22 protein-coding genes are annotated in these 26,465 nt (G+C 61.0%); 11 read left to right on the top strand and 11 right to left on the bottom strand.

The annotated features are described in order from the left end of the window. Positions 1-3 precede the first annotated feature (3 nt). Genes glcF through glcD form a run of 3 tightly spaced genes read right to left on the bottom strand, consistent with a single transcriptional unit; the run spans position 4 to position 3,788 of the window. Positions 4-1,221 (bottom strand): glycolate oxidase subunit GlcF, encoded by a 1,218-nt coding sequence (gene glcF / locus HGO40_RS00675; RefSeq protein ID WP_250961462.1) that lies wholly within the window; start codon positions 1,219-1,221, stop codon positions 4-6. 3 nt (positions 1,222-1,224) lie between these two features. Next, complete coding sequence (gene glcE / locus HGO40_RS00670; protein ID WP_250961461.1) at positions 1,225-2,289, bottom strand: glycolate oxidase subunit GlcE; 1,065 nt, start codon at positions 2,287-2,289, stop codon at positions 1,225-1,227. Further along, positions 2,289-3,788: a glycolate oxidase subunit GlcD gene (gene glcD, locus HGO40_RS00665; RefSeq protein ID WP_250961460.1), complete on the bottom strand. Its 1,500-nt coding sequence runs from the start codon at positions 3,786-3,788 to the stop codon at positions 2,289-2,291. Before glcD ends, glcE begins: the two co-directional genes overlap by 1 nt. Before the next feature lie 231 nt (positions 3,789-4,019). Between glcD and glcC the strand changes: the two genes are divergently transcribed. Beyond that, on the top strand, positions 4,020-4,787 hold the full coding sequence (gene glcC, locus HGO40_RS00660; RefSeq protein ID WP_250961459.1) for a transcriptional regulator GlcC: 768 nt from the start codon (positions 4,020-4,022) through the stop codon (positions 4,785-4,787). Between the two features lie 16 nt (positions 4,788-4,803). Here glcC and HGO40_RS00655 read toward each other — a convergent pair whose 3' ends face one another. The 3 genes from HGO40_RS00655 to HGO40_RS00645 all read right to left on the bottom strand — a co-directional run bounded on the left by HGO40_RS00655 (position 4,804) and on the right by HGO40_RS00645 (position 7,187). Then, positions 4,804-5,220: an ACT domain-containing protein gene (locus HGO40_RS00655; RefSeq protein ID WP_250961458.1), complete on the bottom strand. Its 417-nt coding sequence runs from the start codon at positions 5,218-5,220 to the stop codon at positions 4,804-4,806. A 149-nt stretch (positions 5,221-5,369) separates the two neighbouring features. After that, positions 5,370-6,620, bottom strand: a complete 1,251-nt coding sequence (locus HGO40_RS00650) for an MFS transporter (protein ID WP_250961457.1) — start codon at positions 6,618-6,620, stop codon at positions 5,370-5,372. A 174-nt stretch (positions 6,621-6,794) separates the two neighbouring features. Next, positions 6,795-7,187 (bottom strand): ester cyclase, encoded by a 393-nt coding sequence (locus tag HGO40_RS00645; RefSeq protein ID WP_250961456.1) that lies wholly within the window; start codon positions 7,185-7,187, stop codon positions 6,795-6,797. Positions 7,188-7,445: 258 nt separating this feature from the next. On the opposite strand from HGO40_RS00645, the gene HGO40_RS00640 reads away from it, so the two are divergent. Then, a complete protein-coding gene (locus HGO40_RS00640) occupies positions 7,446-8,354 on the top strand; it encodes an MBL fold metallo-hydrolase (protein ID WP_250961455.1) in 909 nt (302 codons plus the stop codon). Here HGO40_RS00640 and HGO40_RS00635 read toward each other — a convergent pair. After that, entirely contained in the window at positions 8,348-9,244 is an 897-nt protein-coding gene (locus HGO40_RS00635; protein WP_250961454.1) for a LysR substrate-binding domain-containing protein, read from the bottom strand. The genes HGO40_RS00640 and HGO40_RS00635 overlap by 7 nt on opposite strands. A 307-nt stretch (positions 9,245-9,551) precedes the next feature. On the opposite strand from HGO40_RS00635, the gene HGO40_RS00630 reads away from it, so the two are divergent. The 4 genes from HGO40_RS00630 to HGO40_RS00615 all read left to right on the top strand — a co-directional run bounded on the left by HGO40_RS00630 (position 9,552) and on the right by HGO40_RS00615 (position 13,626). Further along, positions 9,552-10,571, top strand: coding sequence for a substrate-binding domain-containing protein (locus HGO40_RS00630; protein ID WP_250961513.1), 1,020 nt, complete (start codon positions 9,552-9,554; stop codon positions 10,569-10,571). A 129-nt stretch (positions 10,572-10,700) separates the two neighbouring features. Beyond that, positions 10,701-11,126, top strand: a complete 426-nt coding sequence (locus HGO40_RS00625; RefSeq protein WP_250961453.1) for a YciI family protein — start codon at positions 10,701-10,703, stop codon at positions 11,124-11,126. A 23-nt stretch (positions 11,127-11,149) separates the two neighbouring features. Beyond that, positions 11,150-11,557: a VOC family protein gene (locus tag HGO40_RS00620; RefSeq protein WP_250961452.1), complete on the top strand. Its 408-nt coding sequence runs from the start codon at positions 11,150-11,152 to the stop codon at positions 11,555-11,557. Between the two features lie 329 nt (positions 11,558-11,886). Further along, the gene (locus HGO40_RS00615) at positions 11,887-13,626 is read left to right on the top strand and encodes an OPT family oligopeptide transporter (protein WP_250961451.1); all 1,740 of its coding nucleotides are present in this window, start codon (positions 11,887-11,889) and stop codon (positions 13,624-13,626) included. 30 nt (positions 13,627-13,656) lie between these two features. Here the strand turns inward: HGO40_RS00615 and HGO40_RS00610 are convergent, their stop codons facing one another. Both HGO40_RS00610 and HGO40_RS00605 read right to left on the bottom strand, forming a co-directional pair. Further along, a complete protein-coding gene (locus HGO40_RS00610) occupies positions 13,657-13,899 on the bottom strand; it encodes a hypothetical protein (RefSeq protein WP_186706257.1) in 243 nt (80 codons plus the stop codon). Between the two features lie 381 nt (positions 13,900-14,280). Further along, positions 14,281-15,183, bottom strand: coding sequence for a LysR substrate-binding domain-containing protein (locus tag HGO40_RS00605; protein WP_250961450.1), 903 nt, complete (start codon positions 15,181-15,183; stop codon positions 14,281-14,283). A 157-nt stretch (positions 15,184-15,340) separates the two neighbouring features. On the opposite strand from HGO40_RS00605, the gene ydiJ reads away from it, so the two are divergent. Beyond that, positions 15,341-18,403: a D-2-hydroxyglutarate dehydrogenase YdiJ gene (gene ydiJ, locus HGO40_RS00600; RefSeq protein WP_250961449.1), complete on the top strand. Its 3,063-nt coding sequence runs from the start codon at positions 15,341-15,343 to the stop codon at positions 18,401-18,403. A 164-nt stretch (positions 18,404-18,567) separates the two neighbouring features. On the opposite strand, the gene HGO40_RS00595 is transcribed toward ydiJ, so the two are convergent. Together HGO40_RS00595 and feaR are read right to left on the bottom strand one after the other, a co-directional pair. Continuing rightward, complete coding sequence (locus tag HGO40_RS00595) at positions 18,568-19,380, bottom strand: molybdenum cofactor biosynthesis F family protein (protein WP_250961448.1); 813 nt, start codon at positions 19,378-19,380, stop codon at positions 18,568-18,570. Positions 19,381-19,505: 125 nt separating this feature from the next. After that, positions 19,506-20,471: a transcriptional regulator FeaR gene (gene feaR, locus HGO40_RS00590; RefSeq protein WP_250961447.1), complete on the bottom strand. Its 966-nt coding sequence runs from the start codon at positions 20,469-20,471 to the stop codon at positions 19,506-19,508. Between the two features lie 226 nt (positions 20,472-20,697). Between feaR and HGO40_RS00585 the strand changes: the two genes are divergently transcribed. The 4 genes from HGO40_RS00585 (at position 20,698) to leuC (ending at position 26,462) form a co-directional block, all read left to right on the top strand. Beyond that, complete coding sequence (locus HGO40_RS00585) at positions 20,698-22,137, top strand: APC family permease (RefSeq protein WP_240998518.1); 1,440 nt, start codon at positions 20,698-20,700, stop codon at positions 22,135-22,137. Positions 22,138-22,185: 48 nt separating this feature from the next. Continuing rightward, complete coding sequence (locus tag HGO40_RS00580) at positions 22,186-23,487, top strand: NAD(P)/FAD-dependent oxidoreductase (RefSeq protein WP_250961446.1); 1,302 nt, start codon at positions 22,186-22,188, stop codon at positions 23,485-23,487. A 78-nt stretch (positions 23,488-23,565) separates the two neighbouring features. Next, a complete protein-coding gene (locus tag HGO40_RS00575) occupies positions 23,566-24,882 on the top strand; it encodes an alginate export family protein (RefSeq protein WP_250961445.1) in 1,317 nt (438 codons plus the stop codon). Between the two features lie 158 nt (positions 24,883-25,040). Further along, positions 25,041-26,462: a 3-isopropylmalate dehydratase large subunit gene (gene leuC, locus HGO40_RS00570; RefSeq protein WP_250961444.1), complete on the top strand. Its 1,422-nt coding sequence runs from the start codon at positions 25,041-25,043 to the stop codon at positions 26,460-26,462. The last annotated feature ends 3 nt before the right edge of the window (positions 26,463-26,465 follow it).

Raw genomic sequence — 26,465 nt, 5'->3', positions numbered from 1 at the left:
CGGTCAAGGCAGCGCGGCTTCGACCAGCTCGATCCAGTGCCTGACAGGGGTTCGCCCAGCACCGTCGAGGTGAGACTGGCAGCCGATATTGGCGGTGACGATGACGTCGGGGCGTCCGCTTTCCAGGGCGTTGAGCTTGTTGTCCCGCAGTTGCCGAGCCAGTTCGGGTTGGGTCAGTGAATAAGTGCCCGCCGAGCCGCAGCACAGGTGGCTGTCGGGCACCGGTGCCAGGTTGAACCCAAGCTTTTCCAGGATCGTTTCGACCGCGCCCCCGAGTCTTTGCGCATGCTGCAATGTGCAGGGGCAGTGAACGGCCAGGCGCTGGGCGCCGTGTACACCGAGCTTATCCAGCGGTTCGCCGCGCAGTACCTCAACCAGGTCCTTGGCCAGGGCGCTGACCTTTGCGGCCTTGTCGGCATACGCCGGATCGCTGCTGAGCAGATGCCCATAATCCTTGATGAAGGCACCGCAGCCGCTGGCGGTTTGCATGATGGCCTCGGCACCGCCTTCAATGCGCGGCCACCAGGCATCTATGTTGCGGCGGGCACGGTCGAGGCCGGTGGCCTGGGCGTTCAGGTGATAGTCCAACGCACCGCAACAACCGGCCTCGGGAATCGCGGTGACGCTGATCCCCAACCGATCCAGTACCCGTGCAGCCGCCGCATTGGTATTGGGCGACAGGCTCGGTTGCACGCAGCCTTCAAGCATGAGCACTTGCCGGTCATGACGGGTGGTTGGTCGTGGCTTCGCCGGATGCACGTTGCGCGGCAACTTGACTTGCAGCGTGCTGGGCAGCACCGCGCGGAACGCCTGGCCACTGCGCACCAGCGCTTTGAACAGCCCGGGATTGGGCAGCACGCCGCGCAACCCTTCGCGCAACAGACGCTGGCCGAGCGGGCGCGGTACTGCCGCATCGACCACCGCCCGGCCGATGTCCAGCAAGTTGTGGTAGTCGACGCCGGAAGGACAGGTGGTTTCGCAATTGCGGCAGGACAGGCAACGATCCAGATGTTGCTGGGTTTTGCCCGTGACCTCGTTGCCTTCCAGCACCTGCTTGATCAGGTAGATTCGGCCCCGTGGGCCATCCAGCTCATCACCCAGCAGTTGATAGGTCGGGCAGGTGGCATTGCAGAAACCGCAGTGCACGCAACTGCGCAGAATGCGCTCGGCTTCTTCGGCGCGGGGTAGCTGGCGGGCGTCGTCGCTCAAAGTGGTCTGCATGGTTCAAAGCTCCGCGTACAGGCGCCCGGGGTTGAACAGGCCCCGTGGATCGAGTTGTCGCTTCAAGTTCCGGTGATAGCGCATCAGGGCCTCGGGCAGCGGTTGGAAGGGGCTGTCGATCAGGCCAGGGGTGTAGCAGGTCGCATGCCCGCCGACTTTCTCCACAACCGAGCGAATGAAGGTCGCTTCGGCCGCGGATTTGAGCCAACGCTGGGCGCCGCCCCAATCGATCAATTGCACGCCCGGCAGGGGCAGCCGAGGCGTGTCGTGGGGCAGGGAGAGGCGCCAAAGCGGCAGGTCCTCATCGAAGAAACCCAACCGATGTTCGTTGAGGTCTTGCCAGTACGCAGAATCCAGCCGTTCGCCGCCCAAACGGTCATGAGCCGCCGTCACCGCGCCTTCGCCGCCTTCGAGCCTGAGGTGCAGGCGCTGGCCATCGTGACACGCGGCGCTGATCGGCAGCGGTTGCTGGCCCCATTCCGCCAGGCGCAACAAGGCCCGGGCGGCGGCCGTCTCCAGGCTGATGCTCAAGGTCTGTCGCGGTTTTGGCAGGACCTTGAGGGACACCTCGGTCACCACGCCAAGCGAGCCGTAGCTGCCGGCCATCAAGCGCGACAGATCGTAGCCGGCGACGTTCTTCATGACCTCGCCGCCGAAGCGCAAGTGCTTGCCTTGTCCCGTGATGACCCGTGTGCCGAGGATGAAGTCGCGCACCGAGCCCGACCAGGGGCGCCGTGGCCCTGAGAGTCCGCAGGCAATCATGCCGCCGACGGTGGCGTTTTCACCGAAGGCGGGTGGTTCGCAAGGCAGCATCTGCTGCGACGCGTCGAGCACTTCGGACAATTCTGCCAATGGCGTGCCACAGCGAGCGGTGATCACCAATTCAGTCGGGTCGTAGCTGACAATGCCCCGGTGCGAGCGGGTGTCGAGTATTTCACCTGTTACGCTACGGCCAAGAAATGCCTTGCTGTTGGCGCCCTGGATACGCAGCGGGGTGGCGTTCTCCAGCGCCTGGTTGACCTGTTCCAGCAGCGCTGCGCTGTCGTCGATATCCTGTGCGCTGCCCATCAGAAACGCTCCTGGTCGGGGAAGGGCAACTGCCCCATATGAACGTGCATGGCGCCAAACTCGGCGCAGCGATGCAGCGTCGGAATGTTCTTGCCGGGGTTTAGCAGCCCGCTCGGATCGAACGCGGCTTTGACGGCATGGAACACGGTCAGCTCATCGCTGTTGAACTGCGCGCACATCTGGTTGATTTTCTCGCGGCCGACACCGTGTTCACCGGTGATGCTGCCGCCAACCTTCACGCATAATTCGAGAATCTTGCCGCCCAAGGCTTCGGCGCGATCGAGCTCGCCCGGTTGATTGGCATCGAACAGGATCAGCGGATGCATGTTGCCGTCGCCGGCGTGGAAAACGTTGGCCACCCGCAGGCCATACTCGGTCGATAACGCCGCAATGGCGCGCAGCACACCGGGCAGCTCCCGGCGCGGGATCGTCCCGTCCATGCAGTAGTAATCCGGCGAGAGGCGGCCCACCGCCGGAAACGCATTCTTGCGTCCGGCCCAGAAACGCACGCGCTCGGCCTCATCGCGAGCCTGGCGTACTTCGGTGGCGCCGGCCTGTTCCAATACCTGGCGCACGCGGTTGCAGTCGTCGTGGACGTCGGCCTCCACGCCGTCGAGTTCACACAGCAGGATGGCTTCGGCGTCCACTGGGTAGCCGGCATGGATGAAATCTTCGGCGGCGCGAATGGCCAGGTTGTCCATCATTTCCAGGCCGCCCGGGATGATGCCGGCGGCAATGATGTCACCCACGGCGCGACCGGCCTTTTCAACGGAATCAAAGGCCGCCAGCAGCACTTTGGCCGTTTGCGGTTTAGGCAACAGCTTGACCGTGACCTCGGTGATCACCCCGAGCATGCCTTCGGAACCGGTGAACAATGCCAGCAGATCGAACCCGGGCGAGTCGAGGGCCTGGGAGCCCAGTGTCAGGTGTTCGCCGTCGACGGTGAGGATGTCGACCTTGAGCAGGTTGTGCACGGTCAGCCCGTACTTGAGGCAATGCACGCCACCGGCGTTCTCCGCGACATTGCCGCCGATGGAACAGGCGATCTGCGAGGAGGGGTCCGGCGCGTAGTACAAGCCGAACTGCGCGGCCGCCTGGGAAATCGCCAGGTTACGCACGCCCGGTTGAACCCGCGCGGTACGGGCGGCGGGGTCGATGTGCAGGATGGTGTTGAAACGCGCCATTACCAGCAACACGCCTTTTTCCAACGGCAGCGCACCGCCGGACAAACCGGTGCCCGCGCCACGGGCGACGATAGGCACGTTGCGCTCGTGGCAGAGCCGCAGCACGCCCTGGCCCTCGTCGACGTGGCGCGGCAGCACGACCAGCATGGGCGTGGTGCGGTAAGCGGAGAGCCCGTCGCATTCGTACGGCTTGAGTGCTTCGCGCTGATGCAGGATTTCCAGGTCCGGCAGCTGGGCTTGCAGGGCCTGTAGCAGCGCGTTTTTGTCGACGTCAGGCAGGACGCCGTCGACACGTTCATCGTAGAGAATGTTCATGGTTCGTGGCCGACACTCAGTTGTTTTTATTTGAGGTCTGTTCCGATACGGCTGACTTGCATCATTGGCCCGGGGCGTTCTACTGTCTATGGGCTGTTGGTCTGGTCGAACCAGTTTATTCATCAGGTTATTTTTGTAGGTCGAATAAATTCTTTAATAAACAATGATTTATTGATTTTGTTCGATGGGCGTAGAGCCTGTTCCGAGCTGGTCATACCAGTTGGAGATTCAATGGACAGCGCAGAAACCAGCCGTAACCCGCAGGTCGCCGACGTGGTCTGTGAACGCATCGAGCGCCTGATCGTCGACGGCGTGCTCAAGACCGGGCAGCTGTTGCCCTCGGAGCGGCGGTTGACGGAAAAACTCGGCGTCTCGCGCACCGCCCTTCGCGAAGGACTGAAGCTGCTGCGCGCGCGCGGGATCATCAAGACCGAGCAAGGCAAGGGCTCATTCGTGGCCGACCTGTCCGGGCACGGCTTGGCCTCGCCGCTGATGCACCTGTTCAGCTCACAGCCACGCACGCTTTATGACTTGTTCGAGGTCCGCAGCCTGCTGGAGGGCGAGTCCGCGCGTCTGGCGGCGTTGCGCGGGACCGAAGCGGATTTCGTCCTTATCACCCGCAGCTACGAGGCCTTGCTCGATGCCCACGACCGGTCCCTGGAAGCCAGCGCCCATGCCCGGCTCGACCATGCGTTTCACTTGGCGATCTGCGAGGCTTCACACAATCCGGTGCTGGTGCAAACCTTGCGTTCGCTGACGGATTTGTTGCTCACTTCAGTGTTTGCCTCGGTCAACAACCTCTACCACCGTGAACCGCAGAAGCGTCAGATCGACCGCCAACACGCCCGGCTCTACAACGCCGTGACCGGTCGACTGCCGGAGCAGGCGCGCAAGGCCGCCATCGCCCACATCCAGAGCATCTGCGAACACCTCAAGGAAATCGAAAACGAAGAACAACGCCTGGTGCGGGCCACGTTGCGGCTTGAAGGGTGGGCGTAGGTGCAGTCTCTGGAGATTACCGGCAATCGTCGCTACCTCCCGACCGAGCAAGCGCTTCCAGCACTTCAATGGCCCTTTGCGCATCTTCCCGTCCCACGAAGATATGGTCGTGGTAGTAAGCCGCGATGACGTTGCAACTGATGCCGGCATTTCCCAAGGCCGTTGCGAAGGCTGCGGTCAAGCCCACGGCATCCAGGGCCGAATGGACGGTCAAGGTGATCCAGGCGGCGACGTAGTCAAAGTCCAGCCCCAAGGCCAAGGCTCTGCTGCGTTCGATGATCACGGTCAGGCCTTCTTTTTCGCGGAAGCTGCCAAGCACCTCTTCGCCTTTGACCAAGTCCGGGTCAGCGACGCAGCAGAAGACGTAATCGCCTTCATTGAGTGAGGGGCGCATGCCGCTGAGCAGTTTCGCTATCGATTTTTCGCCTGACATGTCGATTCACCTGATTGATGGATAAGCGGGCATTCTCAAGGAGTTTTTCGGCAGGTGCTGTTCATAGTGCTGATGATGGATAAGCAAAAGTAATACGAGACGGGTTTCGATGCCGGTGTACAGGTCTCCAACGCCCCGGGGGAATAGGGTCAGCAAACGGCTTTCTTGAAGGGGCGAGCGGATACGCCCCGATAGAATGACACGATGGCGAGCACCTGCACGGTGACGGCTGCTGCCACGACGGCGACGATGGCGTGATTCGGATCGATGGAGATGGTGCGCAACAGGCCGAATAAGGCTGGGGCGAAGGCATAGGTGGCCTGGCTGATCGCAACCATCAGGGCGATCACCCTGGCGGTGTGTTCACGGCTGAATTCGACCTGGGCAATCAGGGGCGGCAAGGACGTCGCATTGCCAATGCCCGAACCGATCAGCACCACGGCTATCCAGGCCACCGTCGGGTGCAGGTCCAGGCCCAGAAGCATCAGTGTGCCCAGCATCTGGATGGCATACCCGAGACAGGCCAGCTGCCGGCGGTTCATACCCTGGGTCATCAGGCGTGCGGCGACGTATCGCCCGCCCATCGCACTGGCGGTGGCCAGGCCCATGGCGAACGAGGCGTCATGGGCGCCCATGCGTCCCACCAGCATCGAATACAGGTGCGCGATCAAGCCGATCTGGGCGAACAGGCCCAGGGACATGCCGGCCGCCAGGCTACGGAAACTGGCCGACCTGAGCGTCTGCAGGGCGGTCCACGGCGCGGCGCTGGCGCTAGCCGGCACGAGTTCCGGCTGGTCTGCGTGGTCGGGATGCTGTCCCAGGCCTTGTGGGCTTTTGTTGAAGACCAGGAAGGCGAAGGCGCCGATGAGCAGCACGGCGACGACACTGATCGCCAGCGCCGCCGCGGCAAAGCCGAAGCGCTCGATCAGCCACACCCACAGCGGCGAAAAGATCACGCCCCCCAGGCTGGCGCCGTTGTAGGCCTTGCCCAAAGCCTTGGGCCTTTCCTTGACGTACCACGGGGCGATCAGAGTGTTAACGGCTGCGGCCCCCAATGTCACCCAACCGATACCCGAGCAGACGGCGCCGGCATACAACACCCAGAGCTGGTTGGCTTGAGCCCAGGTGTTCACACCGATGCCCAGGACGATGCTGCCCAGCAGGGTGATGGTGGGTATGCCGAAGCGTGCATAAAGGCGTGGCAGGTTGGCGATGACTAGCGTGCCGCTGAGAAAATGCACGGTCACGGCGGTCGAGACCTCGGCGATCGGCCAACCCGTGCGCTCCATGACCGCTTGCATGTAGATCGGCGGCCCGTAGAAGCCGATCCCCCAACCGATCATCGCCAGGATGAACGTGCAGGCCAATACGGTTTTTCCAAAAAAACGGGTGCGTGTCATTGCCATCTCCTCCAGAGTGGCTCACAGGCTATGCGCTCGACAGGTTCCTCACTTCGGGGTGCGTCGAATAATGGATGTCGAGCGCGATTGCTTCGTGGATTTGGTTTTCCGCGATGCCGTTGCCTACGGATAAGATGCCCGGGGCGTTGCAACTCGCAGCGCTGGAGCAGTCCTCTACAGGGATGGGAGCTGAGCCTCGATCGCTTGCTTGTCGATAATCGACCAGACCTCGCGGATCCTGCCGTCCTCGAACGCGTAGAAGACGTTTTCCGTGAAGGCGATCCGTGCGCCATTGACTGCAAGCCCCAGGAACTCCCCAGCCGGCGTGCAATTGAATACCAGGCGAGCCGCCAACTTGGGTGGGTCGACCACCAGGCATTCGACTTCAAAGCGCAAGTCGGGGATGTCCCGATAATCCGCTTCCAGCATGCTTCGATAGCCATGCAATCCTAATGGTCTCGCGTTGTGAATCACTTGCTGATGCACAAAAAGGCCCAGATTGTCCCAATCCTGTGCATTCAGGCAGGCAATGTAGTCGGTATAAATATCGGCCAGATTCGAAGTCATGGGGACTGACTCTCCGTTACGTGACTGTTTCCAGAGCATAGTCATGCTGCAGCGTCGGGCTGCTCTTCGCGAGGTCGGCAGGCTCACCGAGCGCGCGCCACGCATTATTTTCCTCAAATGCTCATGCCGGATGCTTTAGTTGCCTTGAAGTGTCCCGCTTTAAAAATCGTCCATTGATGGGCAGGCCCGCAGGCGGTGAGATAGGCACGACAGCATTGTCCTGTCGTTCTCCCACTCGAATAAAAAGGTCTGCACCCCATGCGCACGCTCGTAAAGAAACTCGCCCTTGCATGCCTCACGCTGCTCTCCGTGCCCTTCGCCACGCAGGCGCAGGAAGTGCCCGAGGCAGCCAGCCCGGCATTTGTGGTGCACAAGCTGACGGACTTTTTGTACGCCATCGGCGAACCCCACTACTACCAGAAAAACTTCTCCTACCTGCTGGTGGGGACGAACCAGGCACTGATGTTCGATTCGGGGGCGAACCAGAAGGAAGACATCACTGAAGTCGCGCGCGGGATCACTGACAAGCCGCTCTCGATGTTGCCTTCACACCTGCATTTCGACCACCTCGGCGGGTTGCATAACTTCCAGAGCATTTACCTGGTGGATACGCCATTCACGCGTCGCTTCAAGGGCAAGGATGGGCTCTACCACGTTCCGGAGCCGGTCTACCTGGGCAACATCGATCACATGGTCGTGCCCCCTTTCAAAGTGGCGCGGCTGGTACAGCCCGGCGAGACGATCGACCTGGGCGGTCTCAAGGTGCGCCTGATGAGCGTGCCGGGCCATACGCCGGACGAAGTGGCGCTGTACGACGAGACGCACAATATCTTGCTGGCCGGAGACCACGTATATCCGTCCTGGCTGCTGGCGGGCAATTTGAAGGATTACGTCGCCTCGCTGGATGCCACCCTGAAGGTGATCGACCAGCAGACCGTCATCTATGGCGCCCATGCTGACGAGGACCCAACCCAAGTACCGGCCATGACCCATGCCGATGTGCGGGCGATCCGCGACAAGATGGCCCAGATCCAGGCCGGGCGCGCCAAGAGTGAAGCCTTCAGCGATCCGGAACTGATCAAGAGCTCCGAGCTTTATAAGGTGGAGAAAGACATCAGCATCCTCACCAACATCCGTTTCAACGACGGCCGGGGCTACGGCTACTGATCAGCCTGTCCGCTGGTGGTCAGCAACCAATCGATGAACGCGCGGATTTCCGGGCGTTCGCGGGTCGCCTCGGAGCAGGCCACGTAGTAGTTGTGCACCGCCGGCACCGAAATCGGCAGCGGTCGGACCAGGCGACCTTCATCGAGGTCCCGGGCAGAAACGAGTTCATCGCTCAGCGCCACGCCAAACCCGTCCCGCGCGGCCTGCAAGACCATGCCGAAGTCTTCGAAATGGATATCCTCGACCCCGCCACGGCTGAAGCCGGCCTCGAGCAACCATTGCTTCCACTGGCTGCCATCGTCTTCGTGAAGCAGTCGGTGCCGTGCCAGGTCCGCGACGTGGTGAATGGCTTGTGGGCCGCGCAAGTATTGCGGGCTGCACACCGGTGTCATGCGAATGCCGTGCAACAGGCGCCACCATAAGCCTGGCCACGGCGGGGTGCCATAGACCACCGCGACATCGGCGCGGCGCCAGTCCACTTGCGGCATGCCCGCCGCGGTGATCACTCTCACCCGCACCGAGCGGGAGGCTTCCATGAAGTGCAGCAGCGGCGTGGTGAGCCAGTCCACACCCTCGGCCGGAGGAATGGACAAGGTGATATCGACCTGTACTGGCTCATCCGCGCTCCCACTGCGCAAGGCCTCCACCGCGTCGCTGATTTCGCCCATGGCGTTGGCCACGCGCTTTTGTAGTTGGCGGCCATTGGTGGTCAACACCAGTTGCCGGCCGCGCTTTTCGAACAGCTCCACGCCGAGGCTGGCCTGCAGGACTTTGACTTGCTGGCTCACCGCGCCGACGGTGACGTGCAGCTCCACCGCAGCCGCCGCCAGACTGCCCAAGCGGGCCACGCTTTCGAATACCTTGAAACTGTGCAACGGAGGAAGTGCCATCTCATCTCTCGCGAGGACTGGGGCTGGGGGGATGTTACAAACTTGCCGTTTCCCTTTCGGGCCGATGCCAACAGAAGCGACTATCCTTGCGGACATTGAATCTGAACACTGCCTCCATAAAAAAAGAGACGCCATGACCCATTATGATCGCGCCATCGGCTCCAGACCCGGCACCACACGTGGTGATCGAACCTGTTTGACCAGGTCCCGGTTGCTCAAGACAGTTTCAATGACGGTTTTCTGCCTTTTCACGGCAACGCCTGGATACGGCCAGAATCCGCCAGCGGCGACGGATGCCACGGTGACGGTGGCTCAAGCGCAGGAAATGGTTGCCAAGGCCACCCTCGGCGCCGTGCCCTGGAGCGGTCCTGAAACCGGCCCGCGCGCCCAGCGCGGCAAGAGCATTGCCATTGTCGCAGAAGATATGCGCAACGGCGGTATTGTCGGTGTTGCCCAAGGTGCTCGCGAGGCCGCGAAAGCGATGGGGTGGACGCTGAGGGTATTCGATGGCGCCGGGTCCCCGGACGGTCGTGCAAAGGCCTTTGCCGATGCGCTGGCGGCGAACCCCGATGGCCTCATTCTGTGCGGTGCCGATGCCCTTGAAAACAAGGCGGCGCTGGCCGTCTTCGCCGACAAGGGCGTGCCGGTGGTGGGCTGGCACGCCGGGGAAAAGCCCGGGGCGATTGACGGTACACCGATGGCCATGAACGTCACCACCGATCCGCTCGAAGTGGCTCGCATCACGGCCATGGCGGCCGTGGCGCAGTCAAACGGAAAAGCCGGCGTGGTCATCCTGACCGACTCCAGGTACAGCATTGCCATGGCGAAAGCCAAGGCCATGGAAAACGTGATTCGGGCCTGTCGGGACTGCTCGCTGCTGGAAGTGCGCGATGTCGCGATCTCCGAAAGTCGCGAGAAAATGCCGGCGATCACCACGGAGCTGCTGCAGCGCCATGGCAAGCGCTGGACCCACACGCTGGCCATCAACGATATCTATTTCGACTACGCGGTGGCGACCTTGGCCAGCGCGGCGATACCTCGCGATGGCATCAGCCTGTTGTCGGCCGGTGACGGCAGTGCTTCGGCGTTCTTGCGCATCCAGGAAAAGAACTACCAGACCGTCACCGTGGCCGAACCGCTCAACGTGCATGGCTGGCAGGTGATCGATGAGTTGAACCGACTGATGGCCGGCCAGCCGGTGAGTGGCTTCGTGGCACCGGTTCACCTGGTCAATGCCGACAATATCGCTTTCGACGGCGGGAAGAAGCTGTTGTACGACCCAAGCAATGGTTATCGAGACATCTATCGATTCCAATGGAATCCCTGAGCGGACGTGATTTCACGGCCTATCGAAAATTAATGGCGTCGACCTGTCGATTTCGGCCGTTGCCATTCGATTAGTCCGTAGAGCCGCCACAACGACGGCTTGATCCATTCATTCTCAGGAGATACGAGCATGCGATTTATGGTGATCGTCAAGGCCAGTCCGGAGTCGGAAGCCGGAGAAATGCCTAGCGAAGAACTGCTGGCCGCCATGGGCGCCTACATCGAAGAACTGGTCAAGGCCGGGGTGATGCTCGCCGGTGAGGGCCTGCAGCCCAGCGTCGAAGGCGTACGCGTGCAGTTTTCCGGCAAGGACCGGACGGTTGTCGAGGGACCCTTTGCCGAAACCAAGGAGCTGATCGCCGGCTTCTGGATCTTCAAGGTCCAGTCGTTGCAGGAGGCCATCGACTGGGTCAAGCGCTGCCCGAACCCGATGGTCAGCGACAGTGAAATCGAAATCCGCCAGATCTTCGAACTCGAGGAATTCGGCGAAACCTTCACCCCCGAGTTGCGCGAGCAGGAAGCACGCTTGCGGGCGCAGCTGTCCAGTCAATCGTGAAGCCGGCGACAGGAGGACCCACCATGAGAATCATCCCTTACCTGACTTTCAACGGTCGCTGCAAGGAAGCCTTTGCGTTGTACAAGGACGTGCTTGGCGGCGAGCTGTTTTCCATGTCCTTTGCCGAGGCGCCTGAGGATGTCGGCATGCCCAAGGACCCGGACCTGATCATGCACGCCTGCCTGACCGTGGGCCATTTCAGCCTGATGGCCTCCGATTGCCCGCCGGGCCAGCCGTATAGCAAGCCGCAAGGGGTGTCGGTTTCCCTCAATGTCGACAGCGTGGAGGAGGCCGAGCGGCTGTTCAAAGGCCTGAGCGCGGGGGGGCAAGTGCAGATGCCCTTGGCGAAGACCTTCTGGGCGGAACGCTTTGGCATGTTCGAAGACCGTTTCGGGATTGCCTGGATGATCAACTGCGAGGGCCAGCAATAAGTCGGACACTGCCTTGGCTGCGATGCGTTGCCTGGCCGTTGGCAGCGCTCGCGACACACCTCATTTCCTGCCTCTGGATGGACGATCCTGGCGAGCACGCTCGCCAGGGTTTGCCTCCGTCGTGTGAACCTTGCGCCGATCCTGCGTTCACTTATTAAGTTGCCGCTTCAACTGATTCCCTATGACCTCTGTAGGAGCGAGCTTGCTCGCGATAGCGGAGTGCCGGCCTCAATCTATGTAACTGATCCACCGCAATCGCGAGCAAGCTCGCTCCCACAGGGGATCAGCCTGAATCTGGTGGCTGCCCCCAGTGCCGACAAGGACTTCGCATGCACTCAACCTCATCCACCTTTCCCTTGAACGCCGTCGTCGAACGCGAGCTCAGCCTGCGTGCGGTCAGTACGGGGATTGTCCTCGGTATTCTGCTGACACCGTCCAATGTCTACGCCGGGTTGAAGATCGGTTGGTCGTTCAACATGTCGATCATTGCCTTGCTGATCGGCTATGGCATCTGGCAGGGCTTGGCCAGTCGATCGGTGGGGCGGTTGCCCTGGACGCTGCACGAAAGCAACATCAACCAGACCGTGGCTTCTGCCGCCGCGTCGATCATTTCCGGTGGGTTGGTGGCGCCCATCCCGGCCTACACCTTGCTGACGGGCCAGCAGTTGGAGGCTATTCCCATGGTGGCCTGGGTCTTTTCGGTGAGTTTCCTGGGGATCTGGATTGCCTGGTACCTGCGTCCCTCGCTGCTCAATGACAAGGCCTTGAAATTTCCCGAAGGCATGGCGACCCTGGAAACGTTGCTGCACATCTACAATCACGGCCACGAAGCCGCAACGCGTTTGAAAGTGCTGCTCAGCGCCGCGATGCTGTCCGGGCTGGTCAAGGCGGTCGATACGTTCTTGTGGGCTATCCCGCGCTGGTCCCCGACCGCTCAACTGGAACGCCTGACGTTCACCGCGGACCCTTCGCTACTGTTGGTGGGGTTTGGCGGGATCATCGGTATTCGCGTGGGCCTGACCCTGCTGCTCGGCGCCTTGCTGGCGTGGGGCGGGTTGGCGCCGTGGTTGCTGGAGCAAGGCCTGGTGCAGTTGCCGAGCGGTAGCAGCGGCCCGCAATTCGCGGCGCTGGTGGAGTGGTTGTTATGGCCGGGAGTGAGCCTGATGGTCTGCTCGACCCTGGCCTCACTGGCGATTCGCTTGTGGGCATTGCACCGCTCGACCAAGGCGGGCGGCGGGGCGATCTGGACGATCCCCAAGCCTGGGCCGGCGGCCGGTTTCGCCCTGTCGATCATCCTGGTGGTCAGCCTGCAGGTGCTGTTGTTCGGCATCAACCCGTGGATGGCCTTGCTGACCATTCCCTTGGCAATCTGCCTGGCGGCGGTGGCGGCCCGGGTGGTCGGCGCCACGGGCATTCCGCCGATCGGGGCCATTGGGCAGTTGTCCCAGTTGAGCTTTGGCATCGTCGCCCCGGGCCAGGTGCCGATCAACCTGATGAGCGCCAACACCGCCGGTGGTTCGGCCGGGCAGTGCACCGATTTGATGAACGACTTCAAGGTCGGCCGGGCGATTGGCGCCACGCCGCGCAAGCAGGTGATCGCCCAGATCCTGGGGATTTTCATCGGCAGCATCGTCGGCGTGTTGGCCTACCTGGCGCTGATCCCGGACCCACAGACCATGCTGCTCACCGAAGAGTGGCCGGCCCCGGCGGTCGCCACCTGGAAGGCCGTGGCGCAGACCCTGACCCTGGGCCTGGATTCTTTGTCAGCGAGCATTCGCTGGGCGATTTTCATCGGCGGCCTGGTCGGTTTGTCGTTGGGGATTCTCGATAGCCTGTTGCCGGCGCATCGGGCCCGCTACCTGCCAAGCACGGCGGCCCTGGGCCTGGCCTTCGTCCTGCCGGCCTCGGTGTCCTTGATGATGGCCCTCGGTGCGGTGCTGACGTGGCTGGTGAGCTGTCGCTGGCCGAGCCTCACCGAACGCTTCGCCATCACCGCGGCGGCGGGGTTGATTGCCGGGGAGAGCATTACCGGGGTGGGGGCGTCGTTGTGGCAGATGCTTGGGGCCTGATGAGGGTTGTCGGCGAGAAAAGTCGTAATGCTAAGGCTGGCCCAGGCTCTTGGTGGTGACAACTTTGTCGTAACCTTCTACTGGCCGTGCCCCATCGGCCACCCATGTACGTTCTTTGCGGCACTTGAACTTCACCCCTTTGCGCGGCGCCATCACTCTGGCCGTCTCCATGCACATTGCCTTGGAAGCAAAGGTTGGCCCTGGTTGTCGTTCATCGACACAGCCTTCGTAGCCACTGCAGATCGTCATCACAACAAAATAGACAGTCATCATCTCGGTGTTGCTCCATTGCGTGATGCGAGTGATTACATCCTGTAGCCCAGGTCGGCGGCCCAAACGTTTAGCGGTGATTGCCTGCGGATGATGAGCTTCGGTTCAAGTCCCCAGCAATGGCACATCAGTACCGCGCGTCGGGAATCTGTCGCTGTATTAATAAATTTTTAATTGGTTGGGTTTTGTGCCAATAAGTTGGCGTCATCCGGGGTGGGAGGGGTAGGCGGGAGAGGCATGTCGGCGGTCAGGCCGTCTTCGCGAGCAGGCTCGCTCCCACAGTTGGATTGGGGTTATGGCCGGAGAGATAGGTCGGCTGTCAGGCCGCTATCGCGAGCAAGCTCGCTCCCACAGGGGATCAGCCTGAACCCTGAAGGGCTGAACTCAGTTATCGGGAAACGGCAACGAGAGCAGCCAGGCACTGAAGGCCTTCAAGGCCGGCAAGTGCTGGTATCGGGTCGCGTAGACCAGGTAATAGCTGCGCCCACTTTCCATCGGTTCGAACAACGCAACCAGGTCGCCGCTTTTCAGTTCATCCTGCACCAGGATTTGCGGAACCAGCCCAATCCCGATCCCCGCCGCCACGGCCTGGATAAGGTGGGCGGTGAGTTCGAAGCTCGGGCCGGAGCGCATGGTGCGGTGATCGACGTTGTGCTGGTCAAACCAATCCGACCAGACACCGGGCCTCGATACGACGTTCAACAAGGCATGCTCGGCAACATTGGCCGGCGACATGGCCCGGTACTCGGGCAATGCGGTCGGGCTGGCAATCACCACCAGCTTTTCCCGGAGCAACTGATGTGAAACGTAGCCGGGCCACTCTCCCGAACCTGCGCAGATGATTGCGTTCATGTCGTGGGTGGAGGATTGGACGTCCTCGCGGATGATCCGCGAATGTATGTGCACCAGCAGGTCCGGGTGCTTGGCATAGAACTCATGCATCCGCGGCAGCAGCCATTTGGAACCGAGGGTCGGCAGGACGGCCAGGTTCAAGGGGCCGCTGTCGTTCTTGTACGAGATGGCCTGCAACGTTGCGCTTCGAATACGCCCCAGCGCGGCCGCCAGTTCGTGCTGATACAGCGCGCCAGCGGCGGTCAATTCAATCTTTCGGCCTTCACGGCGGAAGAGTTCGATTTCAAGTTGCGCCTCCAGGGTTTGCACCTGCCGGCTGACGGCGCTTTGCGTCAGTGCCAACTCTTCCGCGGCCTTGGTGAAGCTGCAATGGCGCGCGGCGGCCTCAAAGGCAACCAGCAGCGACATCGAGGGCGTCAGTCGTCTAGGGTTCATTCATAAAACTCATGCAAAAACAGCAGGAATTACGTTTGCTCCGAGCGCCTGGGGAGGCAAGAATCATGAAAACCTTATGCAGCTGCTCGATGCGTCTTGTGCTGAGCATACGTAATGCGAATGCATAGATTAGCTTTTCAGCCTGTAGGAATACATCATGATTGCCCGGTTATCGCCTCCTAATCCCCAGAAAGCGACCTATGACGCTTTTCTAAACGCGCTCCAAGGGGCGGGGTTTCAAGGCGAGATTGCCCGCGACCATGGCGACCGGACGGTATTGGCCACCGACAATTCCATCTACCAGCGCCTGCCTCAAGCGGCGGTGTTTCCCCTGGATGAACAGGACGTGATGATCCTGTCACGCTTGGCCGCCGACCCCGCGCACCGTGCGGTCGTGCTCACGCCACGTGGTGGAGGCACCGGCACCAACGGCCAATCGCTCACCGACGGCGTGGTGGTCGACCTTTCCCGCCACCTGAACAACATCCTGGAGATCAACGTCGAGGAGCGCTGGGCCAGGGTACAGAGTGGCGTGGTCAAGGATCAGTTGAACGCAGCGCTCAAGCCCTACGGTTTGTTTTTTGCCCCCGAACTCTCGACGTCGAATCGCGCCACCATCGGCGGCATGATCAACACGGACGCGAGTGGCCAGGGGAGCTGCACCTACGGCAAGACGCGCGATCATGTGCTTGAGCTTTCGACGGTATTGCTGGGCGGTGAGCGTCTCACCAGCTCAGCGGTCGACGCGGCGCTGTTGCCGGCGCTGCTCAACCGCGAGGATCGGGTGGGCGAGGTCTACACGTGCGCGGTGGACATCGCCGATACTCACGCCGAGCTGATCAGGGACACCTTTCCGACACTCAACCGCTGCCTGACCGGTTATGACTTGGCCCATCTGCGCGAACCCAATGGGCGTTTCAATCTGAACAGCGTTCTTTGCGGCTCTGAAGGGTCCTTGGGCTTCATCGTCGAGGCCAAGCTGAACGTCCTGCCCATCCCGAAATATTCCATCCTGGTGAACGTGCGTTACGCCGGGTTCATGGACGCCCTGCGTGATGCCAAGGCGTTGATGACCATGAAACCGCTGTCGATCGAGACGGTGGATTCAAAGGTACTGATGCTGGCGATGAAGGACATTGTCTGGCACGGCGTCGCCGAGTATTTCCCTGAAGACCCCGATACGCCGACGCTGGGGATCAACCTCATTGAGTTCAGCGGGGATGACGAAGCGGCGGTTCAGCAGCAAGTTCATGAGTTCGTCCTGCACCTGCAACGCGATACGTCCGTTGTCCGCTTGGGCCACACGTTGGCGATTGGCGCCGAGGCGCTCAAGCGTGTCTATGCGATGCGCAAGCGCGCCGTGGGGTTACTGGGCAACGTCAAGGGTGAGGCCAGGCCCCAGCCCTTTGTCGAAGACACTGCTGTTCCGCCGGAACACCTGGCGGACTTCATCCAGGCGTTCCGTGCGCTGCTCGATAGCCATGATTTGCAGTACGGCATGTTCGGTCATGTCGACGCCGGCGTCCTGCATGTGCGTCCGATCCTCGACATGAAGGACCCGGCCCAGGCCGCCTTGATCCGGCCGATTTCCGATGCGGTCGCAGCCTTGACGCAACAGTATGGCGGACTGCTGTGGGGCGAGCATGGCAAGGGCTTGCGGTCGCAATACGTGCCCGATTACTTCGGTGATTTGTACCCCGCGCTGCAAGCGCTGAAGGCGGCTTTCGATCCCTTCAATCAACTCAACCCCGGCAAGATCGCCACTCCGATCACGGTCCCCGATGCTCGACTGACCCGCGTCGATGAAGTGGAGATGCGCGGTGCCCTGGACCGGACCATCGATGAACGCGTCTGGCAGAGCTATGACACGGCGGTTCATTGCAATGGCAATGGCGCGTGCTACAACTTCGATCCTGATGACGCCATGTGCCCGTCCTGGAAGGCGACGCGCAATCGCATTCACTCGCCCAAGGGGCGGGCCTCGCTGATCCGGGAATGGCTGAGGTTGCAGGGGGAGCAGGGTGTCGATGTGCTGGCGGCCAGCGATCGGGTTCGAGGGGCTGGCGGGGCGCAGGGTGTCGCGCGTCGGGCCGTGAATAGCCTGGCCCGGAAGATGGGGCAGCCAGATTTTTCCCATGAGGTCTACGAAGCGATGACCGGTTGCCTGGCCTGCAAATCCTGCGCGGGTCAGTGTCCTGTCAAAGTGAATGTGCCGGAGTTCCGCTCGCGTTTCCTTGAGCTTTATCACAGCCGCTACCTGCGTCCTCTCAAGGACTACCTGATTGGCTCATTGGAATACACGGTGCCGTATCTCGCCAAAATGCCGCGCCTGTACAACTTCGTGATGAGTGCCCGGCCGATCCGCTGGGGGCTCGAACGAGTAGCCGGGATGGTCGATAGCCCGCTGCTCAGTTTGGTGGATTTTGCCGCCGTGTGCCGGCGCTGGAACGTGGAGGTGGCAACCCCTGCACGCCTGGAAACGCTTAGCGCTGAGCAGCGGGAGAAAAGCGTCATCCTCGTTCAGGACGCGTTTACCCGTTTTTTTGAAACGCCATTGCTTGTTGACTGGGTGGATCTGATTTCGAGACTGGGCTACAAGGTTTTCCTGGCCCCGTACGCGCCCAATGGCAAACCGCTTCAGGTCCAGGGTTTCCTGAAGGCGTTTGAGAAGGCTGCCAGCTTCAATGGCCAGTCCTTGCTCAGCCTTCAGCAGTACGGGATTCCATTGGTGGGACTCGACCCGGCGATGACCCTGGTCTATCGACAGGAGTACGCCAAGACCCTGGAAACCGGTAACGCTCCCCAGGTGATGCTTGCGCAGGAGTGGTTGATTGATGCGCTGCCGGAACATGCAGTTGTGGAGGCGAGCGAGCCTTATCACTTTCTGCCGCATTGTACGGAGAAAACCAACGAGCCGGGCAGCATCGGGCAATGGCAGAAGATTTTCCAACGCGTGGGCCTGACGCTTCAAGTGCAAGCCAGCGGCTGTTGCGGGATGTCGGGCACCTATGGGCATGAAACGCGAAATGCTGGAACGTCTGACACGATCTATGGACAGTCCTGGAAGCCGCTCCTGCAGAAATTCAATCAGTCGGGCAGGGTGATTGCCGATGGGTATTCCTGCCGCAGCCAGGTGAAGCGGCAAGAGGGTGTGGCGGTGCTTCATCCATTGCAGGTGCTGTTGGCGCGAGTGAAAGCGGTGTCACTCGAACGCGGATAGGTGCGAGTGACAAACCCGTGGCGAGGGAGCTTGCTCCCGCTGGGCTCTGTAGGAGCTGGCGAAGCCTGCGATCTTTTGATCTTTTGATCTTTCGCTTGAAATTCAAGTGTCAGGGGGAAGATCGCAGCCTCGCTTCGCTCGACAGCTCCTACACATTCGTACGTTCAAAATGAAGCAGGGTACGCCGTCTCGTTCAGTACCGTCGCCTTCGAACCAAAGGTCAGGTGGATCAGCTTTCCGGGCTTTGGGTCCCAGCAAAAGAAGCGTCCGATGGAACGCATTTGCGCGAGATCCACGACGATGACCGATTCCACGGGCATGATCGATTCGGTCCAGAACAACACGTAGAGGTCATCGGCAACGTCGAAATAAGCGCAACGCTCGACATCGGCCATGCCTTTTTCCGCGCCGTTCACGCAGTGCCAGGCCAGGGTTTGCGCGCCGAAATAGACGTGCTCATACCACTCGTCCGCGCTGTAGCGGTACAGCACGCGCTTACCGACCAGGCTGGATGCCTGGAGAATGGGCGAACCACCGGGCTTGCCATCGACCACGGCGGTGACGAAGTCGGTACGGGTGCGTTTTTCACTCCCACGATTGTAGAAGGCGGAGACCGCCGCCAGCACGTCGCCGGTCTCGTATTTCCACACCAGCGTGGCCGACTCCTGGTGTTCGGGTTTCAGGAATTCGACGAAGAAAATGCCGGGCCGTACTTCCACCGCTTCGTAGGTTTCCGTTTCGGATGCGCCGGTGCCTTCGCCCTCGAGGATGGTCCAGGTCAACGTCGTGTCATCGACAAAGTGATGCTCGATCAGCCAGCCGTTTTCGAAGCGAAGGTTGGCTTTTTTTCCAGCCAGGAATGGGCTCGGTGGGTATTTGTATTCATTGAAACCATCGGCCATTTCTTCCAGGGTTGGCCAGTGTTCTTCTGGCACGAAAGGCTGGTTCTTCAATGCTTCTTCAATTTGATAGCTCACAACGCTTCCTCGATTTCACGGCCGGTGCCGATTGAGGTTTCATGCTAGGAGCGGGGGGCTATCAATGTCTTGGCGCAGGGTGCCATCGCTTGTGCTGGAGTGACACATTGCCGACAACGCCGAGATCACCTGTATTCGTCTGAATGCTGATAGCGATAGTCGCGAGGAGAAATGCCGAATCGCGCCTTGAACGCCTTGGAAAAATGGCTGACGTCGTTGAAACCCCAGGCGTAGGCAATGGCGGTGATTTTTTCCTGAGGGGCAGCCTGACGGATGGCCTCGGCGCAGTGTTGCAGCCGCTGTTCCAGGATGTAGCGTCCCATGGTGGTGTGCTGTTGGGCGAACAACCGGTGCAGGTTCCTGACCGACGTGCCGATGGCTTCGGCCAGGCGCTCGGGAGACAGTTCGGTGTCGCGCAGATGCCGTTCGATCAGGACTTTTGCCTTGAGGAGTTTCTGTGCCTGGCCACTGGAATGCTCACCGTCGTGCGCGGCGCTGACACCGGGCCGCAACAGCATCAGCAAGGCGTCGAACAACGCTGCGGGTTCTTCCGGTTGAAGGCTGGCGGCGTCGAACAAGCGCTGGGTCATCAGGCCGGCCATGCTGCCAAGGGCGCTGTTGGCAGCCAAGGGCCGATTGAACAGCAATTGCCGCTGTCCCAGGCGTTGCCGCAGCGCCTGACGGGGAATGATCAGGGACATCTGGTCGCTCAGGCTATCGAAATAAAAATCGCAGGGCTGGGTGATGTCCAGCAGCACCAGGTCACCCTTGCCGAGCCGGGCCCTATTGTCAGCCTGGCACATCGATGCACTGCCACCCACTTGTAAGACCAGGTAGAAGAAATCCTTGTCGTCGGCGCGAATGTCGCTGTGGGCTCGGTGCAGGTGCTGACAGTTGCTGATGATGCGCGAGCCGTCCAGCGCAGGGTGGGGGCCGATCAAGTTTTTCATCGCGCCGGTGAAACTCGCCAGACCCGGTCCGGCCGGCGGTTCTGCATGAAAGGTGCCGCATTTTTCGCCAAGGTCGTGATGCCAGGCTTCGAACCCCTGGGGGCCCTGGTAGAGCGGCTCTGCTTGCCAAGCGTTATGCATCGTGACCTCGGCTGCCGGCTGAGCGCCGGTTTTGTTTTTATGGTTGGATCGACCGTCGGCAGGTTTCCGGCGATAGAAGCATTTAGTAACAGGCCTGTTGAAAAGGCAAGCATCCGCCCAGCCATGGCAGTGACAGACATGTGCACGACATTCTGAACCATGTCCTTGCCCGTACAGAGGGGCGCTTAATGGACGTGTGCTTCTTACTCGGCTGGAGTCTATTCCCGTGGATACAACGTATAACAATACCCAGGCCTCGGCTTCGCACCTGCAAAAGACCCTGCGCTGGACGGACGCATTCGCGCTGTCGATGGCGGTGTCGGGCTCGATTTTCGCCTCTTTCGGCTTTGCCCTCGGCGCACTCGGCCCGGTCGCGGCCTTGTTGCTCTGGGTCGGTTCGGCCGCCATCGGTGCCTGTCAGAACTGGATCTTTCTTGAGGTCAGCGCGATGTTTCCCGATAAACCCGGCGGCATCGCGATGATCGCGGCTGAAGGCTGGCGCAAGCGCTGTGCCTGGGTCGGCCCTTTGGCCGCGTTCGGCTACTGGTTGGGTTGGTCGGCGGTGCTTTCCATCATCGGCGTCAGCGCCGGCGCGCTGATTCAGGCCCAGTGGTTTCCCGAGCAGACCTGGAGCCTCGACACCGGCCTGGCCAACATCGGTCTGGCGCAGTTGATCGGGGCGGGCTTGATCCTGATCTTCTGGCAATTCAACCGGCGTGGCATCCATTTGGCGGCATCGATTTCCAAATACATGGGGGCGCTGTTGCTGGTGCCGATCCTGGTGCTGGCGGTCGCACCGTTATTGGCCCATGGCTGGAGCCTGGACCGGTTCCAGTCGGCCTGGCAGGCGCAAGAGGCGTTTAACTGGGGATCGTTGCGCACCGCGTTGGTCTGGCTGTTCTTGATCAGTTGGAGCGCCTACGGCACGGAGATGTGCGCGGCCTTCGGCCCTGAATACCGCAGCCAGCGGGATATGCGCCTAGCGTTGATGAGTTCAGGCGGTTACACCGTGTTGGTGTTTGCCGCGGTGGCCTTCGGCTTGGGTGGCTTGGTGGATCCGCAAGCGGCCCTGGAAAACCCCAGCGGTTTCTACATCGGCGCTTTTAACGCCGTGCTGGGCTCGGGCTGGAGCAGCTTTTTTGTCGCCACGTTGTTGGTGGGGCTGTTCATGGGCCTGAATGCGGCATTGGCCGATGGCTCGCGGGCGCTGTACGGAACGGCGTTGGAAGGGCTGACCATCAAGCAATTGGGCGTGCTCAACAAGCATCAGGTGCCGGGACGTTGCATGAGTGTGGCGGTGGTGGTGAACCTGGCAATGATCTTTTTCCTGTCTTCGCCCCTGGCGATTCTGGTGACGGCCAATATCGGTTATCTGATCGCCATCTTCTTCGCCCTCTCGGGGTTTATCTGGCTGCGCAAGGACGCGCCGTTGCACCCGCGTCCGGTGCGCCTGGGGCGCGGCTGGCTGGCGGTGGCCTGGTTGTTGAGCCTGTTCACCGCCGTGGTGGTCGTGGTTGGGGCCGCCTCGGCCGAACTGGCCGGTTATGGCGGTTTGAAAGAAGTCTTGATCGCCGTGGGCATCCTCACGTGTTCGCTGCTGCTGTATGCCTATCGACGCGTCGTCCAGGACCGTGTGCCAGCCTTGCCGCCGGTATCCCAGCATTGAACTGCATCGTATTGACAATAATAAAAGCGCTGACCAAGAGGAACACCCATGTTGTCCGTTGAAACACCTACGACCTATTACACGGCTACCCGCAAATATGATTTGAAATTCGATGATCTGGAGCAGGATCTGGAAGCCGAAGTGGTGGTCATCGGAGGCGGATTCTCCGGCATCAATACCGCGCTGGAACTGGCCGAGCGCGGAGTGACGGACGTGGTCGTGCTGGAGGCCCGCTACCTGGGTTTTGGTGGCTCGGGGCGCAATGGTGGACACGTGATGGCCGGGATCGGCCATGACCTGGAGAAGATTCGCAAAAGCGTCGGGGAGGAGGGACTCAAGGCGATTTTCGAGATCAGCGATCTGGGCGCATCGATCATCCAGAGCCGCATCCAGCGTTACCAGAATGACGCGGATTTCTGCCATGGCTACGGCTACCTGGGTTTCAACAAGCGACAGGGGCGCCTGCTGCAGGTGTGGGAAAAGGAATACAAGCAGCTCAATCCGGAGCATGAGATTGCCTACCTGGAAGGCGCCGAAGTCAGGAACATCGTCGGCTCCGATGTGTACAGCTGTGCCCTCAAGCATATGGGCAACGGTCACATCCACTCGCTGAACATGCTGTTGGGGGCGGCCAAGGCCCTGGTGGGACTGGGAGGGCGCATTTATGAAAACACCCCCGTGCTTGAAGTGACTTACGGCGACACCATCACCTTGCGCACGGCGAAGGGATCGGTGCGGGCAAAAAAAATCCTCTGGTCCTGCGGCGCATTTCTCGACCGCTTGGAACCCGAGCTGCACAAGACGATGGTCAGCACCTACGCCTTTCAGTTGGTGACGGAGCCGCTGCCGACCTCGCTGATCGAGCAGATCAGCCCGATCCGTGGGGCGTTCAGTGATATTCGCCCGGTGATCGAGTACTACCGGGTGACCAATGAAAATCGTCTGCTGTTTGGTTCCGCGACGCGCCTGCTGGAGTACATCCCCAACGATTTGAAGGTATGGAACCGCCATCTGATGCTCAAGGTTTTTCCGTACCTTGAACACGTGAAAATCGACCTGGCCTGGGGTGGGCCGATGGAGTGCAGCGCCAACCTGTTCCCGCAAATCGGCACGCTGCCTGGGCGCAATAACGCTTATTTCGTCCAGGGTTACTCGGGCTTCGGCGTGACACCGAGCCACGTGGTCAGCCGTGTCATTGCCGACGGGATGACCAGCGGATCGCGGCATTGGGATGTGATGAGTGCGATCCCGCGAACTCGTATTCCTGGCAAGGACCATTGGCGAAACTTGATCTGCACACTCGGAAAAGTCAGTCACCAACTGGCGGGCTACCGCAACGGTCGCCGCTGACACCGCTTTATCCCTGACCTGACCAGCGCCGCCTGGCGGCGCCCACTGTTTCTCCTTTCTGACATCGGAGTTCGGCCTATGCACGCCTATAAAAAAACAATCGTTGTGCTTTCGCTCACCTGCGCCGCTGGTCCAGGGCTGGCACAACCGCTCTACAACAATGGGACAACAGAAGTCGATGCGCGCCTGCTGGCGTTGGCTGGTGCCTTCTACAGCCGTGAAAACTACTCGCAGTCTGGGACCCGCGGTGAGGGTTCCAGCCGCTGGCAGGAAGCGGTGCTGCAATACGGCCTTGATGCGCGCCATACCCTCGACGCCGGTTCGCAACTCTATGGCTCGTTGAACTGGGTCAGCTCCGCGACCTTTGGCGATGGCGATCCGGCGGGTTGGACCTCTGGTGACGAACGCACGACAAAAATCGAAGATGCCTACGTGGGCTGGCACTCTGGCACGCTGTTCAGCGCCTTGGGCGAGAATGGCGTGGACCTGTCGGTCGGCCGGCAAAATATTGTGATCGGCGACGGCTTTCTGGTCAGTGGCGATGCCCTGAACTTGGGCAAGGAATTTCTCGACGGCCAGGCCAATCGAGGCGGGGCTTACTACCTGACCGGTCGCAAGGCGTTCGACCGCACGGCCGTGCTGCGCTTGGGGGGCCAGCAAGGCTGGCGCGGTGACCTGATGTGGCTCAAGTCTGACAACCCGGCCCAAGCCAGTCCGGAACTGGCGGTCGGTACGCTGGAACATGTCAGTCCCCAAGGCACCCTTGGCCTGACCTACCTGAACGTCACCGACACTGACCAGACCATGGCCGACATGCTGTTTCCCGACCGTAAGGGCATGCAGCTCTATAGCGTGCGAGGGCAAGGCAATGCCGGTGTTGCCGGGTTATTCCTGGCGGGTGAATACGCCTGGGAAGACAAGGACAACGCCAGGGAGAACGCCTGGTACCTGGAGGCCGGCTGGACCTTTGCCGACCTGCCCGGCACGCCTTCGATCAACTACCGCTACAGCCGTTTCTCAGAGGGCTACGACCCGCTTTTCTATGGAAACGGCCGGGCGCTGGGCACCTGGTTCCAGGGTGAAGTCGCGGCCAACTATGCGGGGCCGTTCAACAGCAACGCGGCCGTGCAGCATCTGGGTTTGAAGGTCACCGCCGCCGATGACCTCAAGCTGGGGATGTTGCTCTACACGTTCCGTACGCTCGATACTCGCCGTGGCCAGCTTGACGCCGATGAAGCGGATATCTATGCCGAATGGGCGATCGACCCGCACTGGACCCTGATGCCACTGGTCGGTCTCTACAAGCCGAAGCAGAGTTCGGCGAGCGGCGGGACGCAAGTGGGCAATAGCCGCGCCAATCTTTATGGTCAGGTACTGGTGGCGTGGGCGTTCTAATTCAATGATGACTGCATGACGCTGGCGGAAGCTCGGTGTCTGAACACGCTGATTGTTCACGAATCGTGTTTCATACCATTACCTGAGGGCCATTGAAGGGTTTTTCATTGCGAATATTCTTTGTTCATCCGTGACCCGGCACAACAGAGCGCATCGCAATGAACAGCCCTCGTACCCTCTACCAGAAACACATCGACAGCCACACTGTCGCTACCCTGGACGATCAAGGGCATGTATTGCTCTACATCGACCGCCAGGTGGCTAACGAATACACCAGCCCTCAAGCCTTCAGCGGGCTTCGCGAGGCGAAGCGTGATGTCTGGCGCCCTCAGGCCACGCTGGCGGTCGTCGACCATGTCAACCCGACCACCCCGAGTCGTGTCGCTGCCATGCCCGACGCCGGCGGCGCCTTGCAGGTCGCATATTTCGAGGAGAACTGTCGGGACTTCGGCATCGAGCTTTTCGATGTGCTGGACAAGCGCCAGGGGATTGAACACGTGGTCGCGCCGGAGCAAGGCTTTATCCTGCCTGGCATGGTGGTGGCCGCGGGCGACAGCCATACCACGACCTATGGCGCCCTGGGTGCGTTTGGTTTTGGTATTGGCACCTCTGAAATCGAGCATTTGCTGGCGACGCAGACGTTGGTCTACAAGCGCCTGAAAACCATGCGCGTCACGGTCACCGGTACGCTGGGCATGGGCGTCACCTCGAAGGACATCATCATGGCGCTGATCGAGAAGATTGGCGCGGCAGGCGCGACCGGGTACGCCATCGAGTTCGTCGGCCCGGTCATCAGCGCATTAAGCGTCGAGGCGCGGATGACCATGTGCAACATGGCAGTGGAGGCCGGCGCCCGGGGAGCCTTCATGGCGCCCGATGGAAAGGTCTATGACTACCTCAAGTCCAAGCCGCGTGCGCCTCAAGGCGAGCACTGGGATGTCGCCGAAAAAAAGTGGCGCGAACTCTTCACCGACGAGGACGCGTTGTTCGACAGGGAAGTGCGGGTGGACGTGGATGCGTTGGAGCCGATGGTGACCTGGGGAACCAGCCCGGACCAGGCGTCGCCTGTGGGTGGCAAGGTTCCAGACCCAGCGACCGTCGCCGATCCGATCCTGCGCCAGGGCATGCAGCGCGCCTTGACCTACATGGGGCTGGAGGCCGGCATGGCGTTGAGTGACGTGCAGATCAGCCATGCCTTCATCGGCTCGTGTACCAACGCGCGCATCGAAGACTTGCGTGACGTCGCACGGGTGGTGAAGGGCAGGAAAGTCGCCTCGACAGTGCGGGCGATGATCGTCCCCGGATCAACTCTGGTGCGTGCCCAGGCTGAGGAGGAAGGCTTGGCCAGGATCTTCCTCGAGGCCGGTTTTGAATGGCGCCAGTCCGGATGCTCGATGTGTCTCGCCATGAACGATGACGTGCTTGCTCCGGGCGATCGTTGTGCGTCCAGCACCAACCGAAATTTTGAAGGTCGTCAGGGGGCGGGCGCACGCACTCACCTCATGAGCCCGGCGATGGTTGCCGCTGCAGCCATCCGTGGTCGCCTGACGGACGTACGCCTATTGGCCGAGGAGGCTTGAGCC

The sequence above is a fragment of the Pseudomonas sp. CG7 genome (assembly GCF_023701885.1).
GTDB classification, from domain to species: Bacteria; Pseudomonadota; Gammaproteobacteria; order Pseudomonadales; family Pseudomonadaceae; genus Aquipseudomonas; species Aquipseudomonas zanjanensis.
Note: the sequence above shows the minus strand (reverse complement) of the source record. Positions and strands in the feature narration are given on the sequence as shown.

Excerpts from the sequence above, each read along its gene's own strand:
- glcF (WP_250961462.1), bottom strand. The coding sequence starts at position 1,221 with ATGCAGACCACTTTGAGCGACGACGCCCGCCAGCTACCCCGCGCCGAA.
- glcE (WP_250961461.1), bottom strand. The coding sequence starts at position 2,289 with ATGGGCAGCGCACAGGATATCGACGACAGCGCAGCGCTGCTGGAACAG.
- glcD (WP_250961460.1), bottom strand. The coding sequence starts at position 3,788 with ATGAACATTCTCTACGATGAACGTGTCGACGGCGTCCTGCCTGACGTC.
- glcC (WP_250961459.1), top strand. The coding sequence starts at position 4,020 with ATGGACAGCGCAGAAACCAGCCGTAACCCGCAGGTCGCCGACGTGGTC.
- HGO40_RS00655 (WP_250961458.1), bottom strand. The coding sequence starts at position 5,220 with ATGTCAGGCGAAAAATCGATAGCGAAACTGCTCAGCGGCATGCGCCCC.
- HGO40_RS00650 (WP_250961457.1), bottom strand. The coding sequence starts at position 6,620 with ATGACACGCACCCGTTTTTTTGGAAAAACCGTATTGGCCTGCACGTTC.
- HGO40_RS00645 (WP_250961456.1), bottom strand. The coding sequence starts at position 7,187 with ATGACTTCGAATCTGGCCGATATTTATACCGACTACATTGCCTGCCTG.
- HGO40_RS00640 (WP_250961455.1), top strand. The coding sequence starts at position 7,446 with ATGCGCACGCTCGTAAAGAAACTCGCCCTTGCATGCCTCACGCTGCTC.
- HGO40_RS00635 (WP_250961454.1), bottom strand. The coding sequence starts at position 9,244 with ATGGCACTTCCTCCGTTGCACAGTTTCAAGGTATTCGAAAGCGTGGCC.
- HGO40_RS00625 (WP_250961453.1), top strand. The coding sequence starts at position 10,701 with ATGCGATTTATGGTGATCGTCAAGGCCAGTCCGGAGTCGGAAGCCGGA.
- HGO40_RS00620 (WP_250961452.1), top strand. The coding sequence starts at position 11,150 with ATGAGAATCATCCCTTACCTGACTTTCAACGGTCGCTGCAAGGAAGCC.
- HGO40_RS00615 (WP_250961451.1), top strand. The coding sequence starts at position 11,887 with ATGCACTCAACCTCATCCACCTTTCCCTTGAACGCCGTCGTCGAACGC.
- HGO40_RS00610 (WP_186706257.1), bottom strand. The coding sequence starts at position 13,899 with ATGATGACTGTCTATTTTGTTGTGATGACGATCTGCAGTGGCTACGAA.
- HGO40_RS00605 (WP_250961450.1), bottom strand. The coding sequence starts at position 15,183 with ATGAACCCTAGACGACTGACGCCCTCGATGTCGCTGCTGGTTGCCTTT.
- ydiJ (WP_250961449.1), top strand. The coding sequence starts at position 15,341 with ATGATTGCCCGGTTATCGCCTCCTAATCCCCAGAAAGCGACCTATGAC.
- feaR (WP_250961447.1), bottom strand. The coding sequence starts at position 20,471 with ATGCATAACGCTTGGCAAGCAGAGCCGCTCTACCAGGGCCCCCAGGGG.
- HGO40_RS00580 (WP_250961446.1), top strand. The coding sequence starts at position 22,186 with ATGTTGTCCGTTGAAACACCTACGACCTATTACACGGCTACCCGCAAA.
- HGO40_RS00575 (WP_250961445.1), top strand. The coding sequence starts at position 23,566 with ATGCACGCCTATAAAAAAACAATCGTTGTGCTTTCGCTCACCTGCGCC.
- leuC (WP_250961444.1), top strand. The coding sequence starts at position 25,041 with ATGAACAGCCCTCGTACCCTCTACCAGAAACACATCGACAGCCACACT.